Origin of the sequence: Rhodococcus sp. WY5, assembly GCF_018588185.1 — a bacterium.
Lineage (GTDB): Bacteria > Actinomycetota > Actinomycetes > Mycobacteriales > Mycobacteriaceae > Rhodococcus_F > Rhodococcus_F qingshengii.
The window spans coordinates 698,328-722,541 of the sequence record NZ_JAAMPR010000001.1 but is presented as its reverse complement, the minus strand read 5'-3'; the positions used below and the strand labels follow the sequence as shown (position 1 = coordinate 722,541).

13 protein-coding genes are annotated in these 24,214 nt (G+C 62.2%); 8 read left to right on the top strand and 5 right to left on the bottom strand.

The features are described from left to right. Positions 1–1,314: an ammonium transporter gene (locus G4D79_RS03235; RefSeq protein WP_003943791.1), complete on the bottom strand. Its 1,314-nt coding sequence runs from the start codon at positions 1,312–1,314 to the stop codon at positions 1–3. 162 nt (positions 1,315–1,476) lie between these two features. Between G4D79_RS03235 and G4D79_RS03230 the strand changes: the two genes are divergently transcribed. From G4D79_RS03230 to G4D79_RS03200, 7 genes are all read left to right on the top strand, one after another. After that, positions 1,477–3,690 (top strand): DNA polymerase III subunit gamma and tau, encoded by a 2,214-nt coding sequence (locus G4D79_RS03230; protein WP_030535724.1) that lies wholly within the window; start codon positions 1,477–1,479, stop codon positions 3,688–3,690. Between the two features lie 677 nt (positions 3,691–4,367). Next, positions 4,368–10,478 carry a type I polyketide synthase gene (locus G4D79_RS03225; RefSeq protein ID WP_099696775.1) on the top strand — a complete coding sequence of 2,037 codons (6,111 nt, stop codon included), beginning with the start codon at positions 4,368–4,370 and terminating at the stop codon, positions 10,476–10,478. Next, the gene (locus G4D79_RS03220) at positions 10,475–12,031 is read left to right on the top strand and encodes a hypothetical protein (RefSeq protein WP_099696774.1); all 1,557 of its coding nucleotides are present in this window, start codon (positions 10,475–10,477) and stop codon (positions 12,029–12,031) included. Before G4D79_RS03225 ends, G4D79_RS03220 begins: the two co-directional genes overlap by 4 nt. A gap of 88 nt (positions 12,032–12,119) precedes the next feature. Next, positions 12,120–13,961 (top strand): multicopper oxidase family protein, encoded by a 1,842-nt coding sequence (locus tag G4D79_RS03215; protein WP_099696773.1) that lies wholly within the window; start codon positions 12,120–12,122, stop codon positions 13,959–13,961. Between the two features lie 222 nt (positions 13,962–14,183). Next, positions 14,184–15,398 carry an acetyl-CoA C-acetyltransferase gene (locus G4D79_RS03210; protein ID WP_214514220.1) on the top strand — a complete coding sequence of 405 codons (1,215 nt, stop codon included), beginning with the start codon at positions 14,184–14,186 and terminating at the stop codon, positions 15,396–15,398. Positions 15,399–15,443: 45 nt separating this feature from the next. After that, complete coding sequence (locus G4D79_RS03205) at positions 15,444–17,585, top strand: 3-hydroxyacyl-CoA dehydrogenase NAD-binding domain-containing protein (protein WP_030535720.1); 2,142 nt, start codon at positions 15,444–15,446, stop codon at positions 17,583–17,585. 140 nt (positions 17,586–17,725) lie between these two features. Further along, positions 17,726–18,763 carry a type IV toxin-antitoxin system AbiEi family antitoxin domain-containing protein gene (locus G4D79_RS03200; RefSeq protein ID WP_099696772.1) on the top strand — a complete coding sequence of 346 codons (1,038 nt, stop codon included), beginning with the start codon at positions 17,726–17,728 and terminating at the stop codon, positions 18,761–18,763. A gap of 36 nt (positions 18,764–18,799) precedes the next feature. Here the strand turns inward: G4D79_RS03200 and G4D79_RS03195 are convergent, their stop codons facing one another. Both G4D79_RS03195 and G4D79_RS03190 read right to left on the bottom strand, forming a co-directional pair. Then, positions 18,800–20,101, bottom strand: coding sequence for a class I SAM-dependent methyltransferase (locus G4D79_RS03195; protein WP_003943932.1), 1,302 nt, complete (start codon positions 20,099–20,101; stop codon positions 18,800–18,802). Beyond that, the gene (locus tag G4D79_RS03190) at positions 20,098–21,501 is read right to left on the bottom strand and encodes an FAD-binding oxidoreductase (protein ID WP_042447764.1); all 1,404 of its coding nucleotides are present in this window, start codon (positions 21,499–21,501) and stop codon (positions 20,098–20,100) included. Before G4D79_RS03190 ends, G4D79_RS03195 begins: the two co-directional genes overlap by 4 nt. A gap of 338 nt (positions 21,502–21,839) precedes the next feature. Between G4D79_RS03190 and G4D79_RS03185 the strand changes: the two genes are divergently transcribed. Next, positions 21,840–22,274: an SRPBCC family protein gene (locus G4D79_RS03185; RefSeq protein WP_003943959.1), complete on the top strand. Its 435-nt coding sequence runs from the start codon at positions 21,840–21,842 to the stop codon at positions 22,272–22,274. Positions 22,275–22,328: 54 nt separating this feature from the next. Here the strand turns inward: G4D79_RS03185 and G4D79_RS03180 are convergent, their stop codons facing one another. After that, the gene (locus tag G4D79_RS03180; protein WP_099696771.1) at positions 22,329–23,840 is read right to left on the bottom strand and encodes an alpha/beta hydrolase; all 1,512 of its coding nucleotides are present in this window, start codon (positions 23,838–23,840) and stop codon (positions 22,329–22,331) included. Then, positions 23,840–24,136, bottom strand: a complete 297-nt coding sequence (locus tag G4D79_RS03175) for a hypothetical protein (protein WP_099696770.1) — start codon at positions 24,134–24,136, stop codon at positions 23,840–23,842. The genes G4D79_RS03180 and G4D79_RS03175 overlap by 1 nt, the downstream gene beginning before the upstream one ends. Positions 24,137–24,214: the final 78 nt, after the last annotated feature.

Here is a 24,214-nt window from a genome sequence, read left to right as displayed (position 1 = left end):
TCAGTCCCGCTCGCGGTTCTCCCGTTCCTCCCGCTGACGCTGGAGGAACGGGCTCGGGTTCTGTCCGCCGATCGGACCGTGGCCGAGGACTCCGTGCTCGTAGGCCGACTCCGCGTGCAGGGCAACGTCGATTCCGCGGGCCTCGTCTTCACGCGAAATGCGGAAGCCGAAGGTCTTGTCGATGAGCTTTCCGAGACCGTAGGTCACACCGAAGGCATAGAGCGCGACCACGACGACGCCGACGAACTGCTTGCCCAACTGCGCGAATCCACCGCCGAAGAACAGACCTTCCGGACCGCCCGTCATCACGGCCGTCGCGAGGAGTCCGATCAGCAACGAGCCGACGATTCCACCGACGAGGTGCACGCCGACGACGTCGAGGGAGTCGTCGTAGCCGAGCTTGTGCTTCCATCCCACGGCGTACGAGCAGACGATGCCGGCGATCAGACCGATGACGAGCGCACCGAACATGTTCACCGTTCCGCACGACGGGGTGATCGCGACCAGACCGGCGACGACGCCCGAAGCTGCGCCGAACGTCGTGGGGTGTCCGTCACGATTCTGCTCGACGAACAGCCAGCCGAGTAGTCCGGTGCAACCGGCGACGAGTGTGTTGAGGAAGATCTGCGAGGCCATACCGTCGGCCGCAAGGGCCGAGCCGGCGTTGAATCCGAACCAACCGAACCAGAGCAGGCCTACGCCGAGCAGGACGAACGGCAGATTGTGCGGACGCATCGACTCGGCCTTGAAACCCATCCGCTGGCCGAGGACCAGTGCCAATGCCAGACCCGACGCTCCGGACACGATTTCGACCACGAGGCCACCGGCGTAGTCGAGTGCGCCCATCTGTGCGAGCCATCCCTGCGGATTCCACACCCAGTGAGCGACGGGGACATAGACGAGCAAGGACCAGATGGGGACGAAGATCATCCAGGCGGAGAACTTCGCGCGGTCGGCGATCGCACCACTGATGAGCGCTGCAGTAAGGATTGCGAACGTCAATTGGAAGGTTGCGAACAACACTTCCGGGACATTCCCGTGCACCGTCGACGGGTCGATGCCCGCCATGCCGATGTGCTCGAGTCCGCCGATGATGCCACCGTGATCGTCGCCGAACACGAGGCTGTAGCCCACGAACAACCACGCAACCGTGACGAGTGCGATCGAGACGAAACTCATCATGATCATGTTGAGTACGCCCGTCGAGCGGACCATGCCGCCGTAGAACAGTGCGAGTCCTGGCGTCATCAGAAGTACGAGTGCAGTACTGACGAGCAACCAGGCAGTTGCTCCGGCATCGATGGTGGCGGGCACAGTTTTCTCCTCACGCACGCGGACCAGCCCGCGTGCACGGAACCCACGATGGGTGCGTGCGGTTTCCTCCGCACTGCGATTGTGTTGCGAACATGTTTCGGGAGAAGTCGGCGTTGCACCCGCACCGGACCACCTGTCGTGGGTCGCCGGTAGTCTTTGCGCGTGGCCCTGTACCGGAAGTATCGACCCGCGTCCTTCGCCGAGGTGGTGGGGCAGGAGCATGTCACCGCACCGCTCAGCACGGCCCTCGACACCGGACGCATCAACCATGCCTACCTGTTTTCCGGCCCGCGCGGCTGCGGAAAGACGTCGTCGGCGCGAATCCTGGCGCGTTCGCTGAACTGTGAGCAGGGACCGACGTCGACGCCGTGCGACGTGTGCGACTCGTGCGTTTCGCTGGGCCCGGGCGGCACAGGCAACCTGGATGTGACGGAACTCGACGCCGCAAGTCACGGTGGCGTCGACGACACCCGAGAACTCCGGGACAAGGCGTTCCACGCACCCGCCGCATCTCGCTACCGCGTCTTCATCATCGACGAGGCACACATGGTGACGGCGGCGGGTTTCAATGCGCTGCTCAAGATCGTCGAAGAGCCGCCGGAACACCTCATCTTCATCTTTGCGACGACGGAACCGGAAAAGGTTCTCCCGACCATCCGTTCGCGTACACACCATTACCCGTTCCGCCTGTTGGCGCCGTCGACCATGCGCGGACTCCTGGAAAAGATCTGCGCCCAGGAGGGCGTACCGGTCGAGCCTGCGGTGTATCCACTGGTCATCAAGGCCGGCGGCGGTTCCCCTCGTGACTCGTTGAGTGTCCTCGATCAGCTGCTCGCGGGCGCAGGAGAAGAAGGTGTCACGTATCCGCGCGCGCTCTCTCTTCTCGGAGTCACCGACGTCGCGCTCATCGACGAAGCAGTAGACGCCCTGTCTGCCAGTGACGGGGCCGCGTTGTTCGGCACTGTCGATCGCGTGATGGACGCCGGTCACGATCCACGCCGATTCGCGCTCGATCTTCTCGAGCGCCTGCGTGATCTCATCTTGATGCAGGCTGTTTCCGACGCCAGCGAACGAGGATTGGTCGACGCTCCGGAAGCGGAGCTGGTCACGATGCGTGAGCAGATTCAACGAGTCGGCCCGGCCACGCTCACCCGCTTCGCCGAGACTGTCCATGCCGGACTCAGCGAAATGCGTGGTGCGACGGCGCCGCGGCTGCTGCTCGAAGTGATGTGCGCGCGAATGCTGCTGCCGTCGGCCTCCGACACCGAGTCAGCTGTATTGCAGCGGCTGGAGCGCCTGGAACAAGGTATTCCGGCTGCCGGAGTCGCGGCTGCTCCTCGCGCGGCAGCAACGCCGGCACCCACCGTGCCGCCGCTCGAACCGGAGATTGCTTCCAAGTTCCAACGGCCCTCTCAACGCAAGGCCGAGCCTGAGGCACGGCCGGAACCAGCCGCGCCTGCTCCAGCTGCGGCGCCGCCGGTTGTGGAGGCTCCTGTCGTCGAACCTCCGGTAGCGGCAGTTCCCGTCGTCGAGACTCCCACTGTCGAGATCGTGGAACCGCCGGTTGCCGAAGCTCCGGTGGTTGAAGCTCCGGTTGCCGAAGCTCCAATAGTTGAAGCTCCTGTGGTTGAACCACCGGTTACTGCTTCTGTCGAGGCGGAAGAGCTGATCGGGCTTGCCGAGCCGGAACCCGACTACGAGCCCGAGCCCGAGTTCGACGAGCCGGCGGTTGCCGAAGCTGCGCCGGTCTCGGCAGGCCCCACAGTCGAGACTCTCCGTGAATCGTGGAACACCTTGCGCAACAAGGTCGGTGAACGAAACAAGGTTCTTCCGGCCATGCTGTCCGCTGCGACGGTTCACGACGTGCGTGGACATGTCGTTGTCATCGCTCACGGCTCACCGGTCCTGGGTGCTCGTGTGACGCAACCGCACAACGCGGCGGTCATTTGCGAGGTCCTTGCCGAAATGTTCGGTGGCACTTGGCAAGTCGAGTATCAAGAAGGTGCGCCCACAGCGCCGACAGTATCGAGCGCAACCAAGGCGACAGAAGCTCCGAGCCGCCCTGCCGCTGCGCCCCGCTTCTCGCGGCCCAGTCAGGAGCGCGCAGCGCAGCAGCCCAAGGCCCCGCAGCCCCAGCGCGGAGATTCGGACGACATTCCGCCGCCCGAGGCCCCCGACTATCCGGAAGACCCTGGACCGGCCCCTGCTCCTGAGGTCGACTACGAGGCAACTCCTCCGCCTGCAACGCCGGAGGACGAGGACGAGATGTTTGCGGAGGCGGCTGAGCCCGCTGATCCGACTGCCAGACGTGATCCCGAGGATGTTGCAAAGGAACTCCTCAAGGACGTCCTCGGAGCTCGCCGCCTCGAAAGCTGAGTTGCCGAGTCGGTCCGTGTGCGTGAAACAGCTGTCGGAATCCAGCTGCACCACTGTGTGATCGAATTGTTATAAGTGCCGTTCCCTTTGTGCGCGCGCGTCTCGAAAGCGCGCCGGTTCGGCCTCGCAAAGCTGAATTGTATGTGGCTGGTTTGCTGGCACATTCGTTCGCTCAGTTCCGGTGTAACGAAACGTCGATTCGGACGATGGTCGCCGAAGAATATCTGGAAGTTCTCGTTGTCTGATGGGCATTCGAGTGCTGCTGTTAAATTTCGGTGTGTCACGAATGTTCAGATTGATAGTTGTCGGATGTTTGTTTTGCGGGGATCGACCAATTTGGGACATTCGGCGAATTGGCCACATATTCGGCATTGCGGCATTTCGGTGCATATTCAACTGAATATTTGCCGATCTCGAGTAAATGGCGGCCGTGAAACCGGGATCCGGTACGGATGTCCAAGCAGGAGCATGACCGGTTGCGAAGCAAATAAGTAACTCCGAGTAACAGCTAACTCTCGATTGCTGTCAAATTGCTGAAACACGTTCATTGCGCCGAACGACCTTCGTTATTTGTTTATGCCTTGAGGTGAATCTGCGTTTTACACACCGATGAGGGCGTGGTTAGTCTTCGGTCGATTGAGTCTCCCGTGGATGCGCGCGAAAATAGGAAGTGTAAGATGACTGAAGATTCAACTAATCCTGCGATTGCGATAGTCGGGATGAGCATGTGGTCCCCCGGTGCGCATGATCTGCAAGGATTTTGGGAGAACGTCCTCGCGCGTCGGATGCAATTCCGAAAGTTTCCGGAGTCACGGATGTCCCTCGACGACTACTGGAGCGCGAGCCCTGAAGACGTCGACAAGACATACGCCGATCGCGGCGCGTTCATGGATGGTTTCGAATTCGACTGGGTCGGTCGCCGGATACCGGAGCGGACCTTCAAGTCGACAGATCTCACACACTGGTTGGCTCTGGAAACAGCACTCGGGGCTTTGACCGACGCGGGCTACAGCCGAGGATCGGTACCCACTGGACGCAGCGCCGCAATCGTCGGCAACTCCCTCACCGGTGAAGAATCCCGGATGTGGTCGATGCGTTTGCGTTGGCCTTACGTCAAGCGCGCACTCGCTGTCGCAGCCGAAGCGCGCCAGTTGGACAGTTCCGTCGCCGATGCTCTCGCCGAGACGATGGAAGAGGTCTACAAGGGCCCATTGGTGGAGCCGAGTGAAGACACTCTCGCCGGCATGTTGTCGAATACGATTGCCGGCCGGATCTGCAATTATCTCGACTTCAACGGCGGCGGGTACGTCGTGGACGGTGCGTGCGCGTCCGGAATGCTCGCGGTGGCGACTGCAGCCGAAAAGCTGGCGTCCGGCGCGGCCGACTTCGTCTTGGCAGGGGGAGTCGACGTCAGCTTGGATCCTTTGGAACTGGTGGGATTCGCCCGTTTGGGTGCACTGACCCGTGGCGACATGAACGTGTACGACGCAAGCCGAAGCGGATTCATCCCGGGTGAAGGTTGCGGATTCGTGGCCTTGAAACGACTCGAGGACGCCAGGGCGGACGGCGACTACGTGTACGCGACGATTCGCGGCTGGGGCATCTCCACCGATGGCAAGGGTGGAATCACCAAGCCCCGCGCCGAAACTCAGGCCGAGATGATCCGTCGCGCATACTCGCGAGCGGGATTCGCGGCCAGCGAGGTTGCCTTCGTCGAAGGACACGGAACTGGTACTCCCGTCGGAGACCCCGTCGAACTGGCCGGCGTCCAGCAGGCCGCTCAGACGGACGGGCCCGTCGAGGCTCGTAGCATCGGCATGACGTCACTGAAGTCGTTGATCGGGCACACGAAGGCGGCGTCGGGCATCCTTGCGCTGATCAAGGCGACCATGGCCGTCAATCAACGAATCCTTCCGCCGCTCGCCGGTTGCACCGACCCGAACCCGGCGTTCGGAACCGAAGCGCCGGCACTCTTTCCGCTCGTCAACGGTGAGATCAGAGATCCGTCCGAGAAGATGCGTGCCGGTGCGCAAGCCATGGGTTTCGGCGGTATCAACTGCCACGTCGCGATCGAATCGGCTGATGCACCATCCAGCAAGCTGACACCCTCGCAAGACGTCCGCACGATGATGGCGTCGTATCAGGACACCGAGGTTTTCGTACTTTCTGCAGATTCCGCGGTGGACTTGGCGACCCGAGCGCGGGATGTTGCAGATCTGGCGGTTCCGTTGAGTGTTGCCGAGCTGCTGGACTTTTCGGCGAAACTCTCTCGAGTGATCTCGCCGACCGCGCCCTTCCGTGCCGCAGTGGTGGCCGGACGTCCCGCGCAGTTGGCCGAACGCATGCGTCAGCTTGCCGTGATCTGCGAGAACTCCGCTCCTGCATCCGGTCAGGTGAAGGTCGTGAGCAACGAGATCTCGATCTCGAACGCCGTCCACCACGACATCGGATTCCTGTTCCCGGGACAGGGATCCCAACAACTAGAGATGGCGCGCGTGCTGATCGAGCGCTTCGAGTGGGCACGCGAACTGGCGACCGAGGCGGACGGCTGGTTGGAGGGAGTTGGAGCGGAGGCGATCACGCCTCGAATTCTGCGGAACCCGGTCAAGAGCGCTGACGCTGCGGAATTGGCGAAGTGGAAGCGGGATCTCGCCCAGACGCAGTTCACCCAGCCTGCCGTCGCTTTGGCTTCGCTGCTCTGGTTCGAGTACCTCCGCCGATTGGGTGTCACACCCAGTGCTGTCGCCGGCCACAGTCTCGGCGAGTTGACCGCGCTCTACGCGGCAGGAGCTTACGACCAGAAGACGCTGATCACCTTGGCTGCGGCGAAGGGTGCGGCCATGGCTGTCAGTGGTGGTGGAAACGGCGCGATGGCGAGCCTGACCTGCGACCGATCGACGGCTGAGGCGATCATCGCGGAAACAAAGGGTTACGCGACCGTCGCGAATCTGAATACGCCTACACAGACCGTGGTTTCGGGCACCAAAGACGCGGTCGACGATGTGGTTGCCATCGCGAAGACGCGCGGAGTGTCGGCTCAGGCGCTTGCCGTGTCGAATGCTTTCCACTCCGAGATGATGAACGAGGCCGAGCGGGAGCTGATGTCCACTGCGCCCGTTGACGAGCAAGTCGATTCGCTGACTTGCCCCGTGTATTCCTGCGTCGAAGGGAAACGCGTACAGACGCCACTGGCACTTCGCGAATTGGTCACCAAACAGGTTGTCTCACCGGTCGACTGGGTCAAGACGGTAAGTGGAATCTCGCAGGACGTGGACCTGCTCGTCGAGGTCGGTCCCGGCCGTGTGCTGACCGGGCTCACCAAGGCGATCAATGGGACCGACGGCGTGCGCTGCTTCCCCGTTGCGTCCAAGTCCGGACGCGACGAGGACTTCAATGTCGCACTGGCCGCGATGTACGTACACGGCGCTCAGGTCCGATGGAACGAACTTTTCGACGGCCGGTTCGTGCGCGAATTCGTTCCTGCCGATCAGAAGGTGTTCATCGAGAACCTGGCCGAGGCGAAGCTGACGGTAACCTCTGCTCCCGAACCGCTCGCACTTGGTACGTCCGGCGGGGATCCGGCTGCGGCGCTGGCCGATTACCTGAGCCGACGCGGGACCTTCCTCGTCGACGTGATTCGTGCTGATGTAGGCAGTGGAGCGACTTCTCCGTCTTCTCCATCTGCTCCGACTTCGCGGGCAGTCACCAACGGCCACGAATCCGTGGCAGCGAAAGCTCCTTCGCCGGTTTCGGCTCCGGTAGTCGAAGAGCCGGCTGACGCGGGCGCTGGGTCCGTGGAAAGTGAGCTGATCAGGATCCTCGCCGATACGACGGGATTCCCCGCCGAGTCGATCACGACGGATCTGCGTCTGCTCGATGATCTGAATCTCGACTCGATCAGTGCGGCAGAGGCTATTTCGAAGGTTGCGCATCAGTTCGAGGTTGTCGACCTCGACCCTGCCGAGTTGGCCAACGCCACCATCGGAGAAGCAGCATCGCTGATCCTTGCGGCATCACCGAATCCCGGTTCTGCCGTTCCAGCAGCGAGTTCGGTGCAGTCGGACGTGTCGCGAATACTGCTCGAGGTAATCGCGGAGGACACCGGATTTCCGGTGGAGTCTCTCGATGTGGATCTCCACCTGCTCGACGACCTGAACATGGACTCGATCAAGGCTGCCGATGCGATAGCAACTGTGGCAACGCGATTGGGTGTTCAGGGTGATCTGGATCCGGCCGAACTCGTCAACGTCAGCCTGGGTGAACTCATCGAAGTGCTCGATCGATCCGCGAAAGAGAAGTCGGGGCAGCAGCAGCCGGTTGCGCGGGCGCTGCCGGTGAAGGCAAAGGGTCTATCAGCCGACAGCTTCACCTGGGTTCGCGATTACACCCTGGAAAAGGTTCGGAGCGAGACAGCGTTGCACGGAGTCCGAGACCTCACGGACACGACGTTTGTCGTCATCGGTGACGACGCCGGTTTGGTCGGAAGGTTGGAATCCGAACTGCGAGGGCGTGGTGCTCAGGTCGACATTCGCACATTCTCCGACGGCGCTCCTGCGAATGCGCAGCACGTGGTTGCCGTAATGCCACGCATGACCGATGATTCCGTCACCGAAATCGGCTTGCGCCGTGGGATCGAACACATGCACAAGATGGTTCCGGCGCAGCAAAGTGGAGGCGCACGAACCACATTGGCAGTGATTCAGTTCACCGATGTCGAGTTGGGCAATCCGGCGCCGGTACCGAGTGCGGCGGCTTTTGCCGCTTCGGTGCATCACGAGCGCCCCGAACTGGATGTCCGCGTCATAGGATTCGACGGCTCGACTGCGGACGCGGTGGTGGCAACCACCGTCGTCTCCGAGTTGGATTCGGTTGCATCCTATGTGTTCGCGACTTACGGCACCGAGATGGGACGCACGGCACTGCAACCGCGGGTTCTCGCCTCGAGCGACTACACCGTCCGCGAGAGCGGGTTGGGAAGTTCGGATGTAGTGGTCGTGACCGGTGGCGCGAAAGGCATCATGGCGCAATGCGCTCTGGCTCTCGGCCGAAAGACAGGCGCCGAACTAGTGCTGATCGGAAGCTCTCAGCGACAAGCGGGTGACGAAATCGCTTCCACTCTTGCGGACTTCACGTCTGCCGGTTTGAGCGCTCACTACTATCGCTGCAACGTCACGGATGCTGCGGCGGTGGCCGGCGTCGTCGCCCAGATCGAGGTCGAGGTTGGGCCGATCACCGGGTTTGTCCACGGTGCGGGGGCGAATGTTCCGCGGCGGTTCGAGAGAGTCGACAGCGCTGCGGCTTTCAAGGAGGTTGCACCTAAAGTCCTGGGCGCAGCCAACTTCGTCGAAGCGCTCGCTGATCGCGACTTGAAGCTGTTCGTGGGCTTCTCCTCCATCATCGGATTCACAGGTATGCCCGGAAACAGCTGGTATGCATACGGAAACGAGCTTCTCGACGAAATGGTGATGCGGTATGCCGCCGGGCACCCGAAGACTCGGACGTTCTCGCTCGCGTACAGCGTGTGGGGGGAGACCGGCATGGGCGCCCGCATGGGCAGTGTCAACCACCTCGCGAAGATGGGTGTCATGCCGATTTCCACGGCTGCGGGAGTGGATCATTTCCTTCGTCTGGTCGACAGCGGACCCGAGGCGAGTCGTATCGTCGTGACCAGTCGACTCGGCGGTCTGGACACCTGGGCGCCGGCAGCACCGGCTCTGCCGGCGGTGTCGCGGTACATCGACCAAGTGGTGACCATCGAGCCGCAGGTAGAACTGGTGACCCGGACGACGTTGTCCACCTCGGCGGATCCCTTTGTCCTCGATCATGTCTGGAAGGGATCGGCGCTGCTTCCGACGGTGTTCGGGCTCGAGGCGATGTCGCAGGCGGCGGCCTATGTCACCGGACGCGTGACTCTGGGCCGCGTCCGCATCGACGACATCAAGCTGGATCGACCGATCGTCGTCGACACGGTCGAGGGCACCAGAGTCGAGATCAAGGCAAGCGTCGTGGAGCAGGATCGTGATGCTGCAGGAACGCGGGTGCATGTCACGATCGGCACCGAACGGACCGGGTACGGACGGCCCCATTTCTCGGCCGACTTCATCTTCGGGCTGGACGAAACACTGCCGGAGTTCGAGAAGGAGTTGCCGCGACCGGTGCTCGACATCGATCCGTTGGACGATCTCTACTCGTGGTTGCTGTTCCAGGAGGGCGATTTCCGCCGACTCGAAGAGATCTCGAGCCTCGATTCCGAGCACATTCTCTTCAGCGCTATTTCGCGAGCCGACCGTAAGCAGCACCTCCTCGGTGATCCCTACTTCCTCGATTCCCTGCTCCAATCGGGTCAGATCATGGTTCCGCGGGAGATCTGTCTTCCGGTCAACATTGCGCGAATCGACATGTACGACGGACGATTCGAGGCTCGTTCGTTCACCGCGTACGCCTACGACAAGGTGCAGACAGAGACCCACATGCAAGCCGACGTGGCGGTGGTGAAGGACGGACGAGTGGTGATGCAGCTCGAGGGATATCGCTCCCAGATTCTCTCCCACGACGAAAGCCGTCCTACGGCTGAGGAAATCGCGGATCCGACTGCGCGCGACGCACAGATCATTCTCGACAAGCTCGCGCAACACAGCCGGGCGTTGGGAGTGAAGAGCCCGCGGGTTGTGGTCGCGCATACCCCGGGGATTCACGAGTTGACCAAGTCGGAACGCCACGAGCAGGAGAAACCGATCGCCGAGGCGGCCGTGAACATTCATCTCGATGAGGATGTGGTGATCAAATGAGTAATGCCTTTGCCATCGAATGGCAGGAAACCGGAAAGCCCGTCGTCGTCGGTGATATTCCGCCCTCTGTGGATGTCTCGCTCTCGCACGACGGCAGTAAGTCACTCAGTTCGGCCGGCGACTGGCCTCAGGGATGTGACATCGAACCGATTCGCGCCCGAACCGTCATGCAGTGGAAGGCGCTTCTGGGTTCGGCGCGGATTCCGCTGCTGGACGAGTTGATCGCGGGCGGCGAATCACTCGATCGTGCGGGAACCAGGCTGTGGGCGGCGGCCGAGGCGATCCGAAAGGCCACGGGGCAGAGGTCGGTTTCTCTGGCGATGGGCGCCAGGGAGGACGACGCAGTGACCTTCCACGGCGGCGCAGACGGAAGCGTGGTGGTTTTGACTTTTCCAGCTCTGTTGACGGACAACGAGGAGCGGATTCTCGCGTTTGTGACTCATGAGGAGGATGCGGAAGAACCGGCGCAGGACTCGGCACCACAGTTCGACTCCGGCCCGTTGTCGGCGAAGTCTCTCGCGCAGTTCGATCCGATGGCCTACGGCTCCGACGTGCATGTGGTGGCCCGGAGCGGCTATCCGGCGGTGACGATCCGGTTCCCCGTCGGGTTCCGGGACGCGTGCAACGTCGGTGGATCAGTGGGGTTCGCGAGCTTCGCGCTGTGGTTGGGCGCTTTGCGAGAGAGGGGAACCGGACCGATCTCGAAGCAGATCGTGGAGGACATGGCGACGGGTCGTTGGGGCATGGTGACCAACAACTCCGAGGTGTTCATCGATGCGAACCTGTACACCGACGACATTGTCGAGGGGACGATCTGGATCACCGAGCTCACCGGTCCGGATCGGGCAACCACCAATCTGCATGTCGAATGGTGCCGGGTCGACGGCGAGACGCGCACTCACATCGGGTGGAGTGCGATGCAGACGACGTGGGTGGAAATCCTCTCCCACGGTGTGGTGGCGGCACGGCCGATGCCGCAGTACTTCCACGATTTCATCGAGCCGATGACGATTCCGACGGGGACGAAGAACATCGCTGTTCCCACCGAACCGAAGAACGTCGATCGTGGTTCCGTGATCCGCTCGGCTCCGATGGTGCCGCGCAATCCGTACCTGCTCGAATCCGAGGTGTTCTCGACGACGTTGCAGGACGGAAACGTCGTGGGCAACATCTACTTCGGCAACTATTACATCTGGCAGTCGAGGGTTCGGGACAAGTTCCTGGTCCGTTCTCAGCGTGAGGCCATGGCGGCCAGAGGCGCCCTCGGGGAACTTCGTTGTGTGCACACCAGGGTTGAGCATCTGCGCGAGGTCATGCCGTTCGACGACGTCCTGGTCACGATGTCCCTGTCTGCCCTCTACGAGAGGGGGATCGACCTCGAGTTCGAGTACTTCAAGGTCAATGAGGACGGATCACGGGAGAAGCTCGCGATCGCTCGGCACAGAACTGTCTGGACGATGCCGGGCGCTCCGGGAGAACTGGAAATCTCTCCGCCGTCGAAACTTCCACAGTCGCTGATCGATTCGGTGCTGGAGGCGATCGACGGAAAGTAGACGGGGGATTTTCCGAGATCGAAGTGGAGAGACGGGTTGCGTTTTCCTTGCGGGAGAACGCAACCCGTTTCGATGGGGAGGGGAATGTATGGGTATCGGGGTCTCCAGAAGATCGGTTCTGAAAGGGTCGGTAGTCGGCACAGCGGCTGTTGCTTTGGGTGCAAAGGCAGGTGCTGCTCCGGCGGGGAGTGTGGATATCGAGTCTCCGTTGATTTTTCATTCGCCGGAGTTCGAGCCGTTCTGTGACGAACTACATTCGTTGTCAACGCTTTCCGGAAACGAGATCACACTGACAGCGCAAGTGGGGCAACATGCCTTTCATCGGGATTTTCCCTCGTCCCCAGCACTGTCGTACCGCAGCGGAGAGATCGGTGGCGGTTATCTGGGCCCTACCGTCGAGGCGCATTCCGGCGAGCCGATCATGTTGACGTTCGAGAACGATCTGACCGGACATCCGTTGGCCGCGGACATCGATATGACGTTGCACGGAATGCAGGCAGACTTTCGCGCTAACCCGCCGACGTCGTTGCACTTGCACGGTGGAGTCACTTCACCTGAGAGCGACGGCCATCCGGAGCTGCTGGTGATGCCGGGACAGGCTGCGATGCATCACTTTTTGCACGGTCAGGAAGCCGCCCACCTCTGGTATCACGATCACGCGATGGGCATCACCCGGCTCAACGTCTACGCCGGTCTGATCGGCAACTATCTGATCAGGGATGAATTCGACACCGGCGAACTGGGAAATCCGTTGGGGTTGCCGGCCGAGGAATTCGAGATCCCGTTGATCCTGCAGGAGAAGATCTTCACGCCGACAGGCGCCCAGAACGGCCGATCCACCATCTTGATCCCGGAAGGATCGTGGGAAGGCGGCGCGGTGGGCGACGTCGGCTTGGTCAACGGCAAGGTGTGGCCGGAACTGTCCGTGGCTCGGGGCCTTTACCGCCTCCGCATCGTCAATGCGTCGTCGGCAAGTGTGTGGAATCTTCACTTCTCGAACATGATGACGTTCTGGGTCATCGGCAACGACGCCGGAATGCTCGACGCGCCCGTCGCGGTCAATGCCTTCCGCTGCGCACCGGGGGAGCGGTACGACCTCCTCGTCGATTTCACCGGACTGTCGGAGGGATCGACGGTGGAGCTTCGCAACGACGAGGCGCCCCCGCTACCCGCCGCTGTCATCGGTGAAGTGACTATGCCGCTGTTCTGCCGGTTCCGCGGTGACGCCAGGCGCGGATTCACCGGTGGTGTTCCGTCGCAACTGCGCGGTGGGCGCCGGCAACGTGACGTTCTCGCCCCGTTGGAGCAGCCGACGGTAATTCGCACGGTGACGGTGAGCCAGCAACTGGAACTGCGGAATCCACCGGCTCAGATGACGTTGAACAACCTGACGTTCAGCACCACGGACGTCGAGAGGCCGCGGCAAGGCACCGTCGAGCAGTGGAACATCGTCAACACCACGCCGGACCCGCATCCGATACACCTGCACCTGGTGAATTTCCGGATTCTCGGCAGAACACCGATGCGGACGCTGGAGTACTTGATCCGACATCCGCAGCCGGTGATCGGCAACAAGTGGACTCCGTCGCCCGAAGGGTTCGAGGCGGGGCCGATGATCGCGCCGGCGCCGTGGGAAGCGGGAATGAAGGACACCGTCAGGGTGGACGGCGGCACCGTCACCCGGATCATCGTGCGATTCCCCACCGCGGATGAGCTGGGTTTCGATCCCGACGCGATGTTCGATCGTCTTCCGAGCGGTGGGATGACGGGCAGTGGGATGACGGGCGGTGGGATGACGGGCGGCGGGATGACGGGCGGCGGGCGCCACGATATGGCTGATTCTGGTCGACTCCAGGGATATGTGTGGCATTGCCATCTACTCGATCACGAAGATCACGACATGATGTTGCCGTATCGCATCGTGCCGTGAGTGCTTCCGGGGGCGCACCCGAAATGAACCGAAGCGGGCAGGCGTTCGCGCACCTGATCACCTCGGTCACCTAGCAGGATCGCTTCGGTCCTTCCCATGAATTTGGAACACGTTCTACAGTGAAAGGGCTGAGGTCTGTACCTCGGCCATGCGCCACCACCGAAGGTGGCGCGGACGATCTGCAGACCGGTTCGACGAATTACACGGAAGGAACACCTCACAGTGACCACAGAGGCATTCATTTATGAAGCCATCCGTACCCCGCGAGGCCGCGGCAAGAAGACCGGGTCGTTGCACTCGGTCAAGCCGATCTCGCTGGTCACGGGTCTGATCCAGGAACTGCGCGTGCGCTTTCCCGACCTCGACGAGGACCGGATCTCCGACCTCATCCTGGGCGTCGTCACCCCCGTTGGCGATCAGGGAATGGACATCGCCCGCGTTGCAGTCAACGATGCGGGACTGCCCGACACCGTCGGCGGCGTTCAGCTCAACCGTTTTTGCGCTTCCGGCCTCGAGGCCGTGAACATGGCTGCTCAGAAGGTTCGGTCCGGCTGGGACGAACTGGTGATCGCCGGTGGCGTCGAGTCGATGTCCCGCGTTCCGATGGGATCCGACGGTGGACCGTGGGCACTCGACCCCGCCACCAACTACGACAACTACTTCGTGCCGCAGGGCGTCGGCGCAGACCTCATCGCCACCATCGAGGGCTTCTCGCGTGACGACGTCGACGCATACGCCGTGCGCTCGCAGGACCTCGCCGCCAAGGCGTGGACCGGCGGATACTTCGCCAAGTCGGTAGTGCCGGTCAAGGACATCAACGGCATCACCATCCTCGACAACGACGAGCACATGCGTCCGGGCACCACGGCAGAGAACCTCGCCGGCTTGGCTCCCGCGTTCGGTGTGATCGGTGAAATCGGCGGATTCGACGCCGTGTCGCTGCAGAAGTACCACTGGGTCGAGAAGATCAAACACGTTCACCACGGCGGCAACAGCTCGGGGATCGTCGACGGCGCTGCCCTCGTGCTCGTCGGTAGCGAGCAGGCCGGCAAGGACATGGGTCTGACGCCGCGCGCTCGCGTCGTCGCCACCGCCACCAGCGGCGCCGACTCCACCATCATGCTCACCGGCCCGACGCCGGCGTCGAAGAAGGTTCTGGCAGCTGCCGGCCTGACGGTCGACGACATCGACCTCTTCGAGATCAACGAGGCATTCGCTTCCGTCGTCCTGAAGTTCCAGAAGGACCTGAACATCCCGGACGAGAAGCTCAACGTCAACGGTGGCGCGATCGCCATGGGTCACCCACTCGGTGCAACCGGCGCGATGATCACCGGAACGATGGTCGACGAGCTCGAGCGTCGTGGCGGCAAGCGCGCCCTCATCACCCTGTGCATCGGCGGCGGTATGGGCGTTGCCACCATCATCGAGCGCGTCTGACGCGGCGTCCGTCCTTCCAACGAGGCTTACCAGGAGTCAAGCAAAGTGACTGATCAGAACATCATCAACTGGGACCAGGACGCCGACGGCATCGTCGTGCTCACCATCAACGATCCCAACCAGGGCGCAAACACCATGAACGACGCGTACATCGCGTCGATGAAGGCCACCGTCGACCGTCTGGTCGCCGAGAAGGACTCCATCACCGGTGCCGTCATCACTTCCGGCAAGAAGACCTTCTTCGCCGGTGGCGACCTCAAGAACATGATCAAGGTCGGCCCCGAGCAGGCCGAGGAGATCTACAACCACAGCGTCGAGATCAAGGCAGACCTGCGTCGCCTCGAAACTCTCGGCAAGCCGGTCGTCGCCGCCATCAACGGCGCGGCACTCGGCGGCGGCCTCGAGATCGCTCTCGCGACCCACCACCGCATCGCGGCAGACGTCAAGGGAGTCAAGATCGGCCTGCCCGAGGTCACCCTCGGCCTGCTGCCCGGCGGCGGCGGCGTCGTGCGTACCGTGCGGATGCTCGGCCTGCAGAACGCGCTCATGGGCGTCCTGCTCCAGGGGCAGCAGCGTGGACCCGTTCAGGCCAAGGAAGTCGGCCTCATCGACGAGGTCGTCGGCTCGGTAGAGGAGCTGGTTCCGGCTGCGAAGGCATGGATCAAGGCCAACCCCGAAGGCGGCGTTCAGCCGTGGGATGTCAAGGGCTACAAGATCCCTGGCGGAACTCCGTCCACTCCGGCATTCGCTGCCAACCTTCCGGCGTTCCCCGCGAACCTGCGTAAGCAGCTCAAGGGCGCTCCGATGCCGGCTCCGCGCGCCATCATGGCCGCAGCCGTCGAGGGTTCGCAGGTCGACATCGACAACGCGCTGCTCATCGAGGCTCGCTACTTCACCTCGCTGGTGACCGGCCGCGTCGCGAAGAACATGATCCAGGCGTTCTTCTTCGACCTGCAGTCGATCAACGGCGGCGGTTCACGTCCGGCAGGCATCGAGAAGTCCACCATCAAGAAGGTCGGTGTCCTCGGCGCGGGCATGATGGGCGCGGGCATCGCGTACGTCTCCGCCAAGGCAGGCTTCGACGTCGTGCTCAAGGACGTCACCATCGAGGCTGCGAACAAGGGCAAGGCGTACTCCGAAGGCATTGAGGCCAAGGCGCTCTCGCGCGGCAAGACCACGCAGGAGAAGTCCGACGCACTCCTCGCCAAGATCACCCCGACGGCTGACCCGGCAGATTTCGCCGGCGTCGACTTCGTCATCGAAGCAGTTTTCGAGAGCCAGGAACTCAAGCACAAGGTGTTCCAGGAGATCGAGGACATCGTCGATCCCAAGGCACTGCTGGGCTCGAACACCTCGACGCTGCCCATCACGGGTCTCGCCACCGGCGTGAAGCGTCAGGAAGACTTCATCGGCATCCACTTCTTCTCGCCCGTCGACAAGATGCCGCTGGTGGAGATCATCCGCGGTGAGAAGACCTCCGACGAGACTCTGGCTCGCGTGTTCGACTACGTCCAGGCGATCCGCAAGACGCCGATCGTGGTCAACGACTCGCGTGGCTTCTTCACCTCGCGTGTCATCGGCACCTTCATCAACGAGGCCATCGGCATGCTCGCCGAGGGCGTCGAGCCTGCCACCATCGAGCAGGCCGGTATGCAGGCCGGTTACCCGGCTGCGCCGCTTCAGCTTTCGGATGAGCTCAACCTCACCCTCATGCAGAAGATCCGCAAGGAATCTGCCGACGCCGCCAAGGCCGAAGGCAAGGAACTGCCGGCAGATCCGGCCGGCGAGGTCATCAACACCCTCGTCGAGAAGTTCGATCGTAAGGGCAAGCTCGGTGGAGCCGGCTTCTACGATTACGCCGAGGGCAAGCGCACCGGCCTGTGGTCCGGACTCCGCGAGAACTTCAACTCCGGAACCTCCGACGCCCCGATCCAGGACCTCATCGACCGCATGCTGTTCATCGAGGCGATCGAGACGCAGAAGTGCTTCGACGAGAACGTCCTGATCACCACGGCGGACGCCAACATCGGCTCCATCATGGGCATCGGATTCCCGGCCTGGACCGGTGGCGTTCACCAGTTCATCGTCGGTTACGAGGGCGGCACGGCCGGCTTCGTCGCTCGTGCAAAGGAACTCGCTGCGCAGTACGGCCCGCGGTTCACCCCGCCGGCTTCGCTAGGGGCATAGCCCCCGTGCGCCTTTTTGGTAGTTACGGCTACCAAAAAGGCGCACAGGGGTTTATCCCCAGCTGGTGAGTTATCCACAGACGAACTCCGACAGCGAATTTCACGTCAGTCCTGTCGGAGTTCGGCCTGACGCTTGGTGCCATGACTACGTCTCATGTTGGAAGCGAGTTTCTCCGGATTCTCGATGCGCAATCCGGTCTGGTACGGCAACAGCAACTCTCGTCATTCGGATACAACCGAGGGATGCTGCGGAACTTTCTGGACCGCGGCGAATGGCAGCGCGTTCTACAAGGCGTGTATGCAGTGACCGCTGGCCCGCTCACCAGAGAAATGATCTTGAACGCCGCTTGGCTTTATGGTGGCCCGCAAGCGATTCTGAGCCACGACACTGCAGCTGAGGAATGGGGGATGCGTCGCATCGACGCAGACAAGCCAGTCCATGTCACCGTGCCCTACGGCAAGTCCGCTCGCTGTCAGTCCGCGACAATCCGCCGAGTTCCAGCGCGAACGTCGGGTGCACTTGTCAGAGTGGGTGGCGTGGTTCACCCCGGGGTAGTCGTCCACCGATCCCGAGCCCACCGATACATCGGCGTGCCGTCAGTCATACCTCGAACGTCGCGGGCGGATACCGCGATTGATCTTGCGACCGCCGAATCCACAGCGCGAAGCGCCTACGTTTCACTCATCACCACAGTGACAAATGCGCGAATTCCGTTGAACGATGTGCGTCGTCGGATTGACGAACGAACACCACATCGATTCAAGGGTGCGCTTTCCGATGCGGTACGACTCCTGGCAGACGGGGTGCAGTCAACGCTCGAATACCACTATGCGGTCGACGTGGAGCAGGCGCACGGGTTGCCGTCGGCCAGACGCCAGTCTCCGGTCCGCGTCGACGGCCGCACGCTGTACGAGGATTGCGACTACAGCGAAGTCAGTGTGCCGCTGATCGTGCGTCTCGACGGTCGGTGGGCGCATTCCATGGCAGAAGTGGCATTTCGTGATCGCCGCCGTGACAATGCGGCAGAGCTGGCAGGTCGTCCGCGGTTGGTCTACGGATTCGACGAGGTGATGAAGACCCCGTGCCAGGTTGCGCACGAGGTGGAGACGGTCTTGCGGCGGGGAGGCTGGGTGAGGACGCAGTCGGGTGCCTGCGGCACCTGTGCGCCTTTTTGGTAGTGCCGACTACCAAAAAGGCGCACAGGGGCTTTGCCCCTAGGCCTTCCACCACGGGCGAAGCGGCACATGCGCCTCACCCTTGGGGCCGAGCTTCACGGCCAGAACCTGGTGCAGCTGAACGACATTGCGCTCGAACCCGAGTCGTGAGCCGGCCATGTACAGGCCCCAGACGCGGGCGGTTCCTTCGCCGACCTCGGCGACGCACGCGTCCCAGTTGTCGACGAGATTCTGGCACCATCCGGCGAGCGTCAGTGCGTAATGCTCGCGAAGGTTCTCTTCGTGACGCACTTCGAGGCCGACGTTCTGGATCTCGGAGATGATGCGACCCGAACCGGTGAGCTCCCCGTCGGGGAAGACGTACCGGTCGATGAATCCGCCTGCCTTGGCGCTGCTTCGATTGTCCGGACGGGTGATGCAGTGGTTGAGCAGACGCCCACCCTCACGCAGCTTGCCCTTGAGAAACTCGAAGTACGCCGGGTAGTTTCCGACGCCGATGTGCTCGGTCAGGCCGATGGAGGACACTGCGTCGAATCCGGTCTCGGCCACGTCGCGGTAGTCGGAGAAACGGACCTGGGCGAGATCGGCGAGGCCCTCGTCCTCGATGGCCTTCTGTGCCCAATCCGCTTGCTCGCGAGAGAGAGTCACGCCGATCACCTTGACGCCGCGTCTGGCCGCGTAGCGGACCATCGAGCCCCAGCCGCAGCCGATGTCGAGAAGTCGATCACCCTTCTGGAGTCCGAGCTTCTCGAACACCAGGCGGTACTTGTTCTCCTGGGCTTCTTCGAGCGTCTGTTCCGCATTGTCGTAAGCGGCACAGGTGTACGTCATGGACGGGCCGAGGACGTACTCGTAGAAGGTGTTGGAGACGTCGTAGTGGTGATGGATGACTTCGGCGTCACGAGTCTTGGAGTGACGCAGTCCTTCTGCGACGCGACGCCAGCGAGGGAGATGTTCCTGGGGCGGCGGGGCGATGGGCCGCAACAGATCCCAGCCCAGGGAGCGCGTGATGCTGGCGAGCGTCAGTGCGGACGGGCGCTTGAGGTGGAGTTCGTCACCCATGATGCGCAGGATCTCGTACGGATCACCGGGGTGGACGCCCTCGGCTTCGAGATCGCCGGAGACGTACGCGCGGGCCATGCCGAGGTCACCGGGAGCTGTTGCGAGATAAGTGGTTCCGCGAGTCGACTTGAGGTGCAGTCCGTAGTCGGCATCTTCGGGGCCGGCGGTGCTGCCGTCGTACGCGGTGAATCGAAGCGGCAGCATGCCGTCGGAAAGCGTCTCGAGAATCTCGGCAATAGAGAGCTTGTCCTGGCTTTTGGAGTCTTTGAACGTGGTCATTTACGTTGCACCGCCTTAGAGAATAGATCCAATAAACGGGATTTCGGGTCGTAGCGTTCCTTGAGTCCGATGTACCGGTCGCCGCCGTAGTACAGCTCCTCGAAGTCTTCCTTCGAGTAGTAGGAGTCGGAGTAGAGCGATTTGTGTCCGTCGAAATCGCTGACCTTTTCTTCGATCAGTCGATTTGCTGCCCCCTCGCGCTCACCGGGAACGATCGGCACCGAAGACCAGAAGCCGATGTTGACGTAGGTGCGCTTGGGTTCGAGGGGGTAGAGGGGCCACGGCCGTGATGCAGAAGCGGCGGCCGGGCTTGGCTCACGAAGACGCAACGGGCACAACCACAGTGGTTCGATCGGGATTTCCTCGAGGAACCACGAGACGAAGTCCGCGGTTCGTTCGATGGGTACCTCGACGTCCTGGACGACGCGTTCGCGCGGGGGCTTGCCCTTGCGCTTTTCGAGGCGATCTCCGATGTCGTACTTGTGGTCGAGGGCGATCAGCTTCCAGTAGAAGCTGCTGCGCAGGTACTGCTTGGGCCAGAAGCGCCGGATCTTCGGGTTCTGTGCACCGAAAGCTCGTGAGCACCAGAACCAGTCGGTGTCCCAGCGCCACAGGTAGTCGCGAATGGTCAAGCGATCCGTCTTGGGCTGGGTGAGTGACGAATGCTGGATCGACCGGTAGAAGATGTCCTGGTCGGTGTAATCGCTGACCGGGCCTTCCTCGTCGGTTTGCGCGCCGAGTGTGAGGTAGCTCTCGGAATCGGTGAAGACCACCCCGTCGAGATAGTCGACGGCGATCCCGTCGTACTCGCGCTCGGTGACGATGCGATCCATCGTTTCTTCGAGTTTCTTCAACGAATCGAAGCGCACGTGGCGCAAGGCGACGTACTTCTTGACGGGTTCGAGTGCGATCTTCAATCGCGTCGAATAGCCAAGGGTGCCGTAGGAATTGGGGAAACCGAAGAACAGTTCGGCGTGTTCGCCGTCCGGTGTTGCGGTGATGATCTCGCCGCTTCCGGTCAGTACGTCGATTTCGAGTACCGACTCGTGCGGCAGGCCGTTACGGAACGAGGTGGACTCGATGCCCAGGCCGGTCACCGCACCGCCCAGGGTGATGGTCTTGAGTTGAGGCACGACCAGGGGCGCCAGCCCGTAGGGCAGCGTCGCGTCGACGAGGTCCTCGTACGTGCACATGCCGGCGACGTCGGCTGTGCGCGCCTGCGCATCGACGGCGATGACACCTGCTAGACCGCTGACGTCGAGGCCGGGGGCCGACGTCTTGGCGCGAGCGCGGAACAGATTGGATGTCTTCTTTGCCAGGCGTACAGAAGCATCGGCGGGAATGGCGCGGTATGACGCGAGTAGGCGTTCGACGCCTTCTCTGTGCTGCTCGAACCCCATTTCACGCGCAGCATCGGAACCCGGGCCTTGCTTTGTCCGGATTCGATCTAACTTCTGAACTACCCCATTGAACGAGAGAGTCACACCCTGACGCTATCGGTAGTTGCGTGTGCAAGCTATCCGGAGGGGTATTAATGCCCGAATTTGATCGAGTTGTTGCAATCGAACTCGGTAAATGCTCCGAGTGGTGAACCAGCTCACACGGAATGGGTAGATGGTCGAGATACCCGGGCGCAGCAGGCAGTATGGAAAGGAATATCTGCGCAGTTCGAGGTGCGGATTCGGGTAGTCATTCGCGGTATCGAGCCGCGTTGGTCGAGCAAGGAGACGTAGGGCATATGGGTCAGGTCAATGCAATGAGTTCGACAGTCGTCACAGCAGCACCCGACAAGGTGCTCGCGGCGCTCTCGGACTACGAGACGGTTCGCCCGCGAATCCTGTCCGAGCAGTACCTCGACTACAAGGTCGTCGAAGGTGGCCAGGGTGACGGAACCGTCGCGCAGTGGACGCTCAAGGCGACGGAAAAGCGCTCGCGCAACGTCAAGGCGACAGTGACGGTCGACGGCAACGTCATCACCGAGAAGGACGCGAACTCCAGCCTCGTCACCACCTGGACCGTTGCCCCCAACGGCACCGGAACGACGGTGACGACGCTCACCCAGTGGCAGGGTGCCACCGGTATCGGCGGCTTCTTCGAGCGCACGTTCGCTCCGAAGGGTCTGCAGCGCATCCAGGCCCAGGTCCTGGACAACCTCAAGCGCGAACTCGTCTAACCGATCCTGCATCACTGAGATGGCGTCGTACCTTCACCGGTACGGCGCCTTCTTTCATGGGCCGGTAATGATCCGTCCGAATTCGGTGAGTGCGGGGTTTCCGCTTTCCCAGTAATCGCTGTGAACTCCGAACCCAGGCTCCCCGGGAGATCCGGTGAATACCTGCGCGCCGAATTCCGGATCCGACGGGTCGAACCCGTGGACTCCGAGGATCTTGGGGATCAATTGGACCGGATCCCAGAAGGCCGTCGTCGAATGAACATGGTGAGCCATCTCGGCGGAGTCGACGCCGTCCAGGCTCAGTTCGTTCACGCGCTCGGCATCGACGCCGGGGCTTGCGACAAAAACCAGTTCATCGACGTCGAGAGAAGCGCCACGGGTAGTCGCGGCACCGACGACGGTGCTGCCGTAGGAATGACCGATCACCACGTTGTGCGAAGGCGGGCCGTCATGCGAGGCTCGTAACCCGTCCTGGAAGCTGTCGAGCCTCGGCGCTGCGGAGTTGGCGTACCGATCCGAGGCTGCGTCGGGAATGCCTGGGGGAGCGTCGTATCCGGACCACAGGATCACTGATGCGGCTTCCGTTGGCGCCGCCCTGACCGCCGCGTCGTACATGGCCTTGGTTCGTTGCAGGTCTCCGCCGACGCCCGACAGCCCGGAGCCGGTTCCGGGAACCAGTGTTGCGACGTTGCCGGCGGCATCGGGATTACCGACTGCCACGACGGCATGCCCATCCGTGACCGAGAGAAGGAACGTGTCCGGTCGAAGTTCGCCGCGCACGGCCGTGTATCCGGCAGCTACCGTTCGATCCGGTAACTGCTCGAGCGCAGAGAGGTACCGCCGGTTGTAGTAGTCCCGGTCCAGAGCGGGAAGGCCGTCCCGGCTACCGATGGACGGATCCCACCTCGCCAACGCGTCTTTCTCGTTGGGCGTGAGCGATTCCCAGAGTCGGTGTAGCTCCGTTGGTGTCCCGGGGAGTGTCGACCTCCCGTCGAGGATGTCGAGGACAGTGCGGTCGAGGCGATCAGGCTGATTGCCAAGGAGTGATCCGATCTCTCGGAATGCCGCACCCAGAGCAGTCGCGGCCCGGTTGTCTTCGTCGTCGAGTGCCGTCAATGCAGTGGAGATCTTCTGCTGAAAAACCTGTGCAGCCGTGTCGTTTTCGGAATCTTGCATGGCGTCGGCCAGATTCCACGGCTGCTTCGTCTCAGGTGCCGATACCGCTCCACTGTCTGACACCGTCAAGCCGTGTTCGAGAGTCGCCTCCTCGACCAGGTCCAGAACTGATTTTCGCGCCGCACCGATCGTATTGGACGCTCCGGCATACAGATCCGCAACTACGCGAACCGCAACCGACAGCCGCGACGAGGAAAGCGAGATACCAGACCATTGCGCTGCCGCCGCGCTCGACGCTTGTCCCTGCCAGAATTCGCGGACGGCGTCGATGCTGCGTCCGGCGTCATTGCCGAGGACTTCGATCTGCCGGTCGATGTCGATCAATTCCGAAGCGCTTGTGCGCAATTTCTCCGGTGACCACGTTCGAAGCTGAGAGACGGTGGGCTGCATCAGTAGGCTCCGCGCAGTTCGGACACCACTTCGCCCTCGGCAGCGTCGTACAGACGTGCTGCGGCAGCGGTTCCCGACGCCATGAGTCCCAACTGCGTAGCCAGGTGCCGGTACGCGTCGGCGATGACGCCTGCATTCCCAGTCGACACAGCCGCGACGGCGGACGAGTTCAGGGCCGCCGCGGCTTCGAAAATCGGGCCGGCGGAATCGATCCCCGAGATCTGATCCGCAATTCGCGACAGATCAGCTGAAAGTTGCTGCAGAGCAGCGAAATTTACCTGAAGTATCGGCCCCATGGCAGAACCGTATCCAGGTGAGCGGGCTACCTCGGCGGTGCCGACATACCTGTGGACAAGTGGAATTTCTCCACAGAA

What these genes read in the sequence shown, in the direction of transcription:
- G4D79_RS03180 (WP_099696771.1), bottom strand. Translation starts at nt 23,840, where the DNA reads ATGCAGCCCACCGTCTCTCAGCTTCGAACGTGGTCACCGGAGAAATTG.
- G4D79_RS03225 (WP_099696775.1), top strand. Translation starts at nt 4,368, where the DNA reads ATGACTGAAGATTCAACTAATCCTGCGATTGCGATAGTCGGGATGAGC.
- G4D79_RS03185 (WP_003943959.1), top strand. Translation starts at nt 21,840, where the DNA reads ATGGGTCAGGTCAATGCAATGAGTTCGACAGTCGTCACAGCAGCACCC.
- G4D79_RS03220 (WP_099696774.1), top strand. Translation starts at nt 10,475, where the DNA reads ATGAGTAATGCCTTTGCCATCGAATGGCAGGAAACCGGAAAGCCCGTC.
- G4D79_RS03175 (WP_099696770.1), bottom strand. Translation starts at nt 24,136, where the DNA reads ATGGGGCCGATACTTCAGGTAAATTTCGCTGCTCTGCAGCAACTTTCA.
- G4D79_RS03215 (WP_099696773.1), top strand. Translation starts at nt 12,120, where the DNA reads ATGGGTATCGGGGTCTCCAGAAGATCGGTTCTGAAAGGGTCGGTAGTC.
- G4D79_RS03200 (WP_099696772.1), top strand. Translation starts at nt 17,726, where the DNA reads ATGACTACGTCTCATGTTGGAAGCGAGTTTCTCCGGATTCTCGATGCG.
- G4D79_RS03190 (WP_042447764.1), bottom strand. Translation starts at nt 21,501, where the DNA reads ATGGGGTTCGAGCAGCACAGAGAAGGCGTCGAACGCCTACTCGCGTCA.
- G4D79_RS03195 (WP_003943932.1), bottom strand. Translation starts at nt 20,101, where the DNA reads ATGACCACGTTCAAAGACTCCAAAAGCCAGGACAAGCTCTCTATTGCC.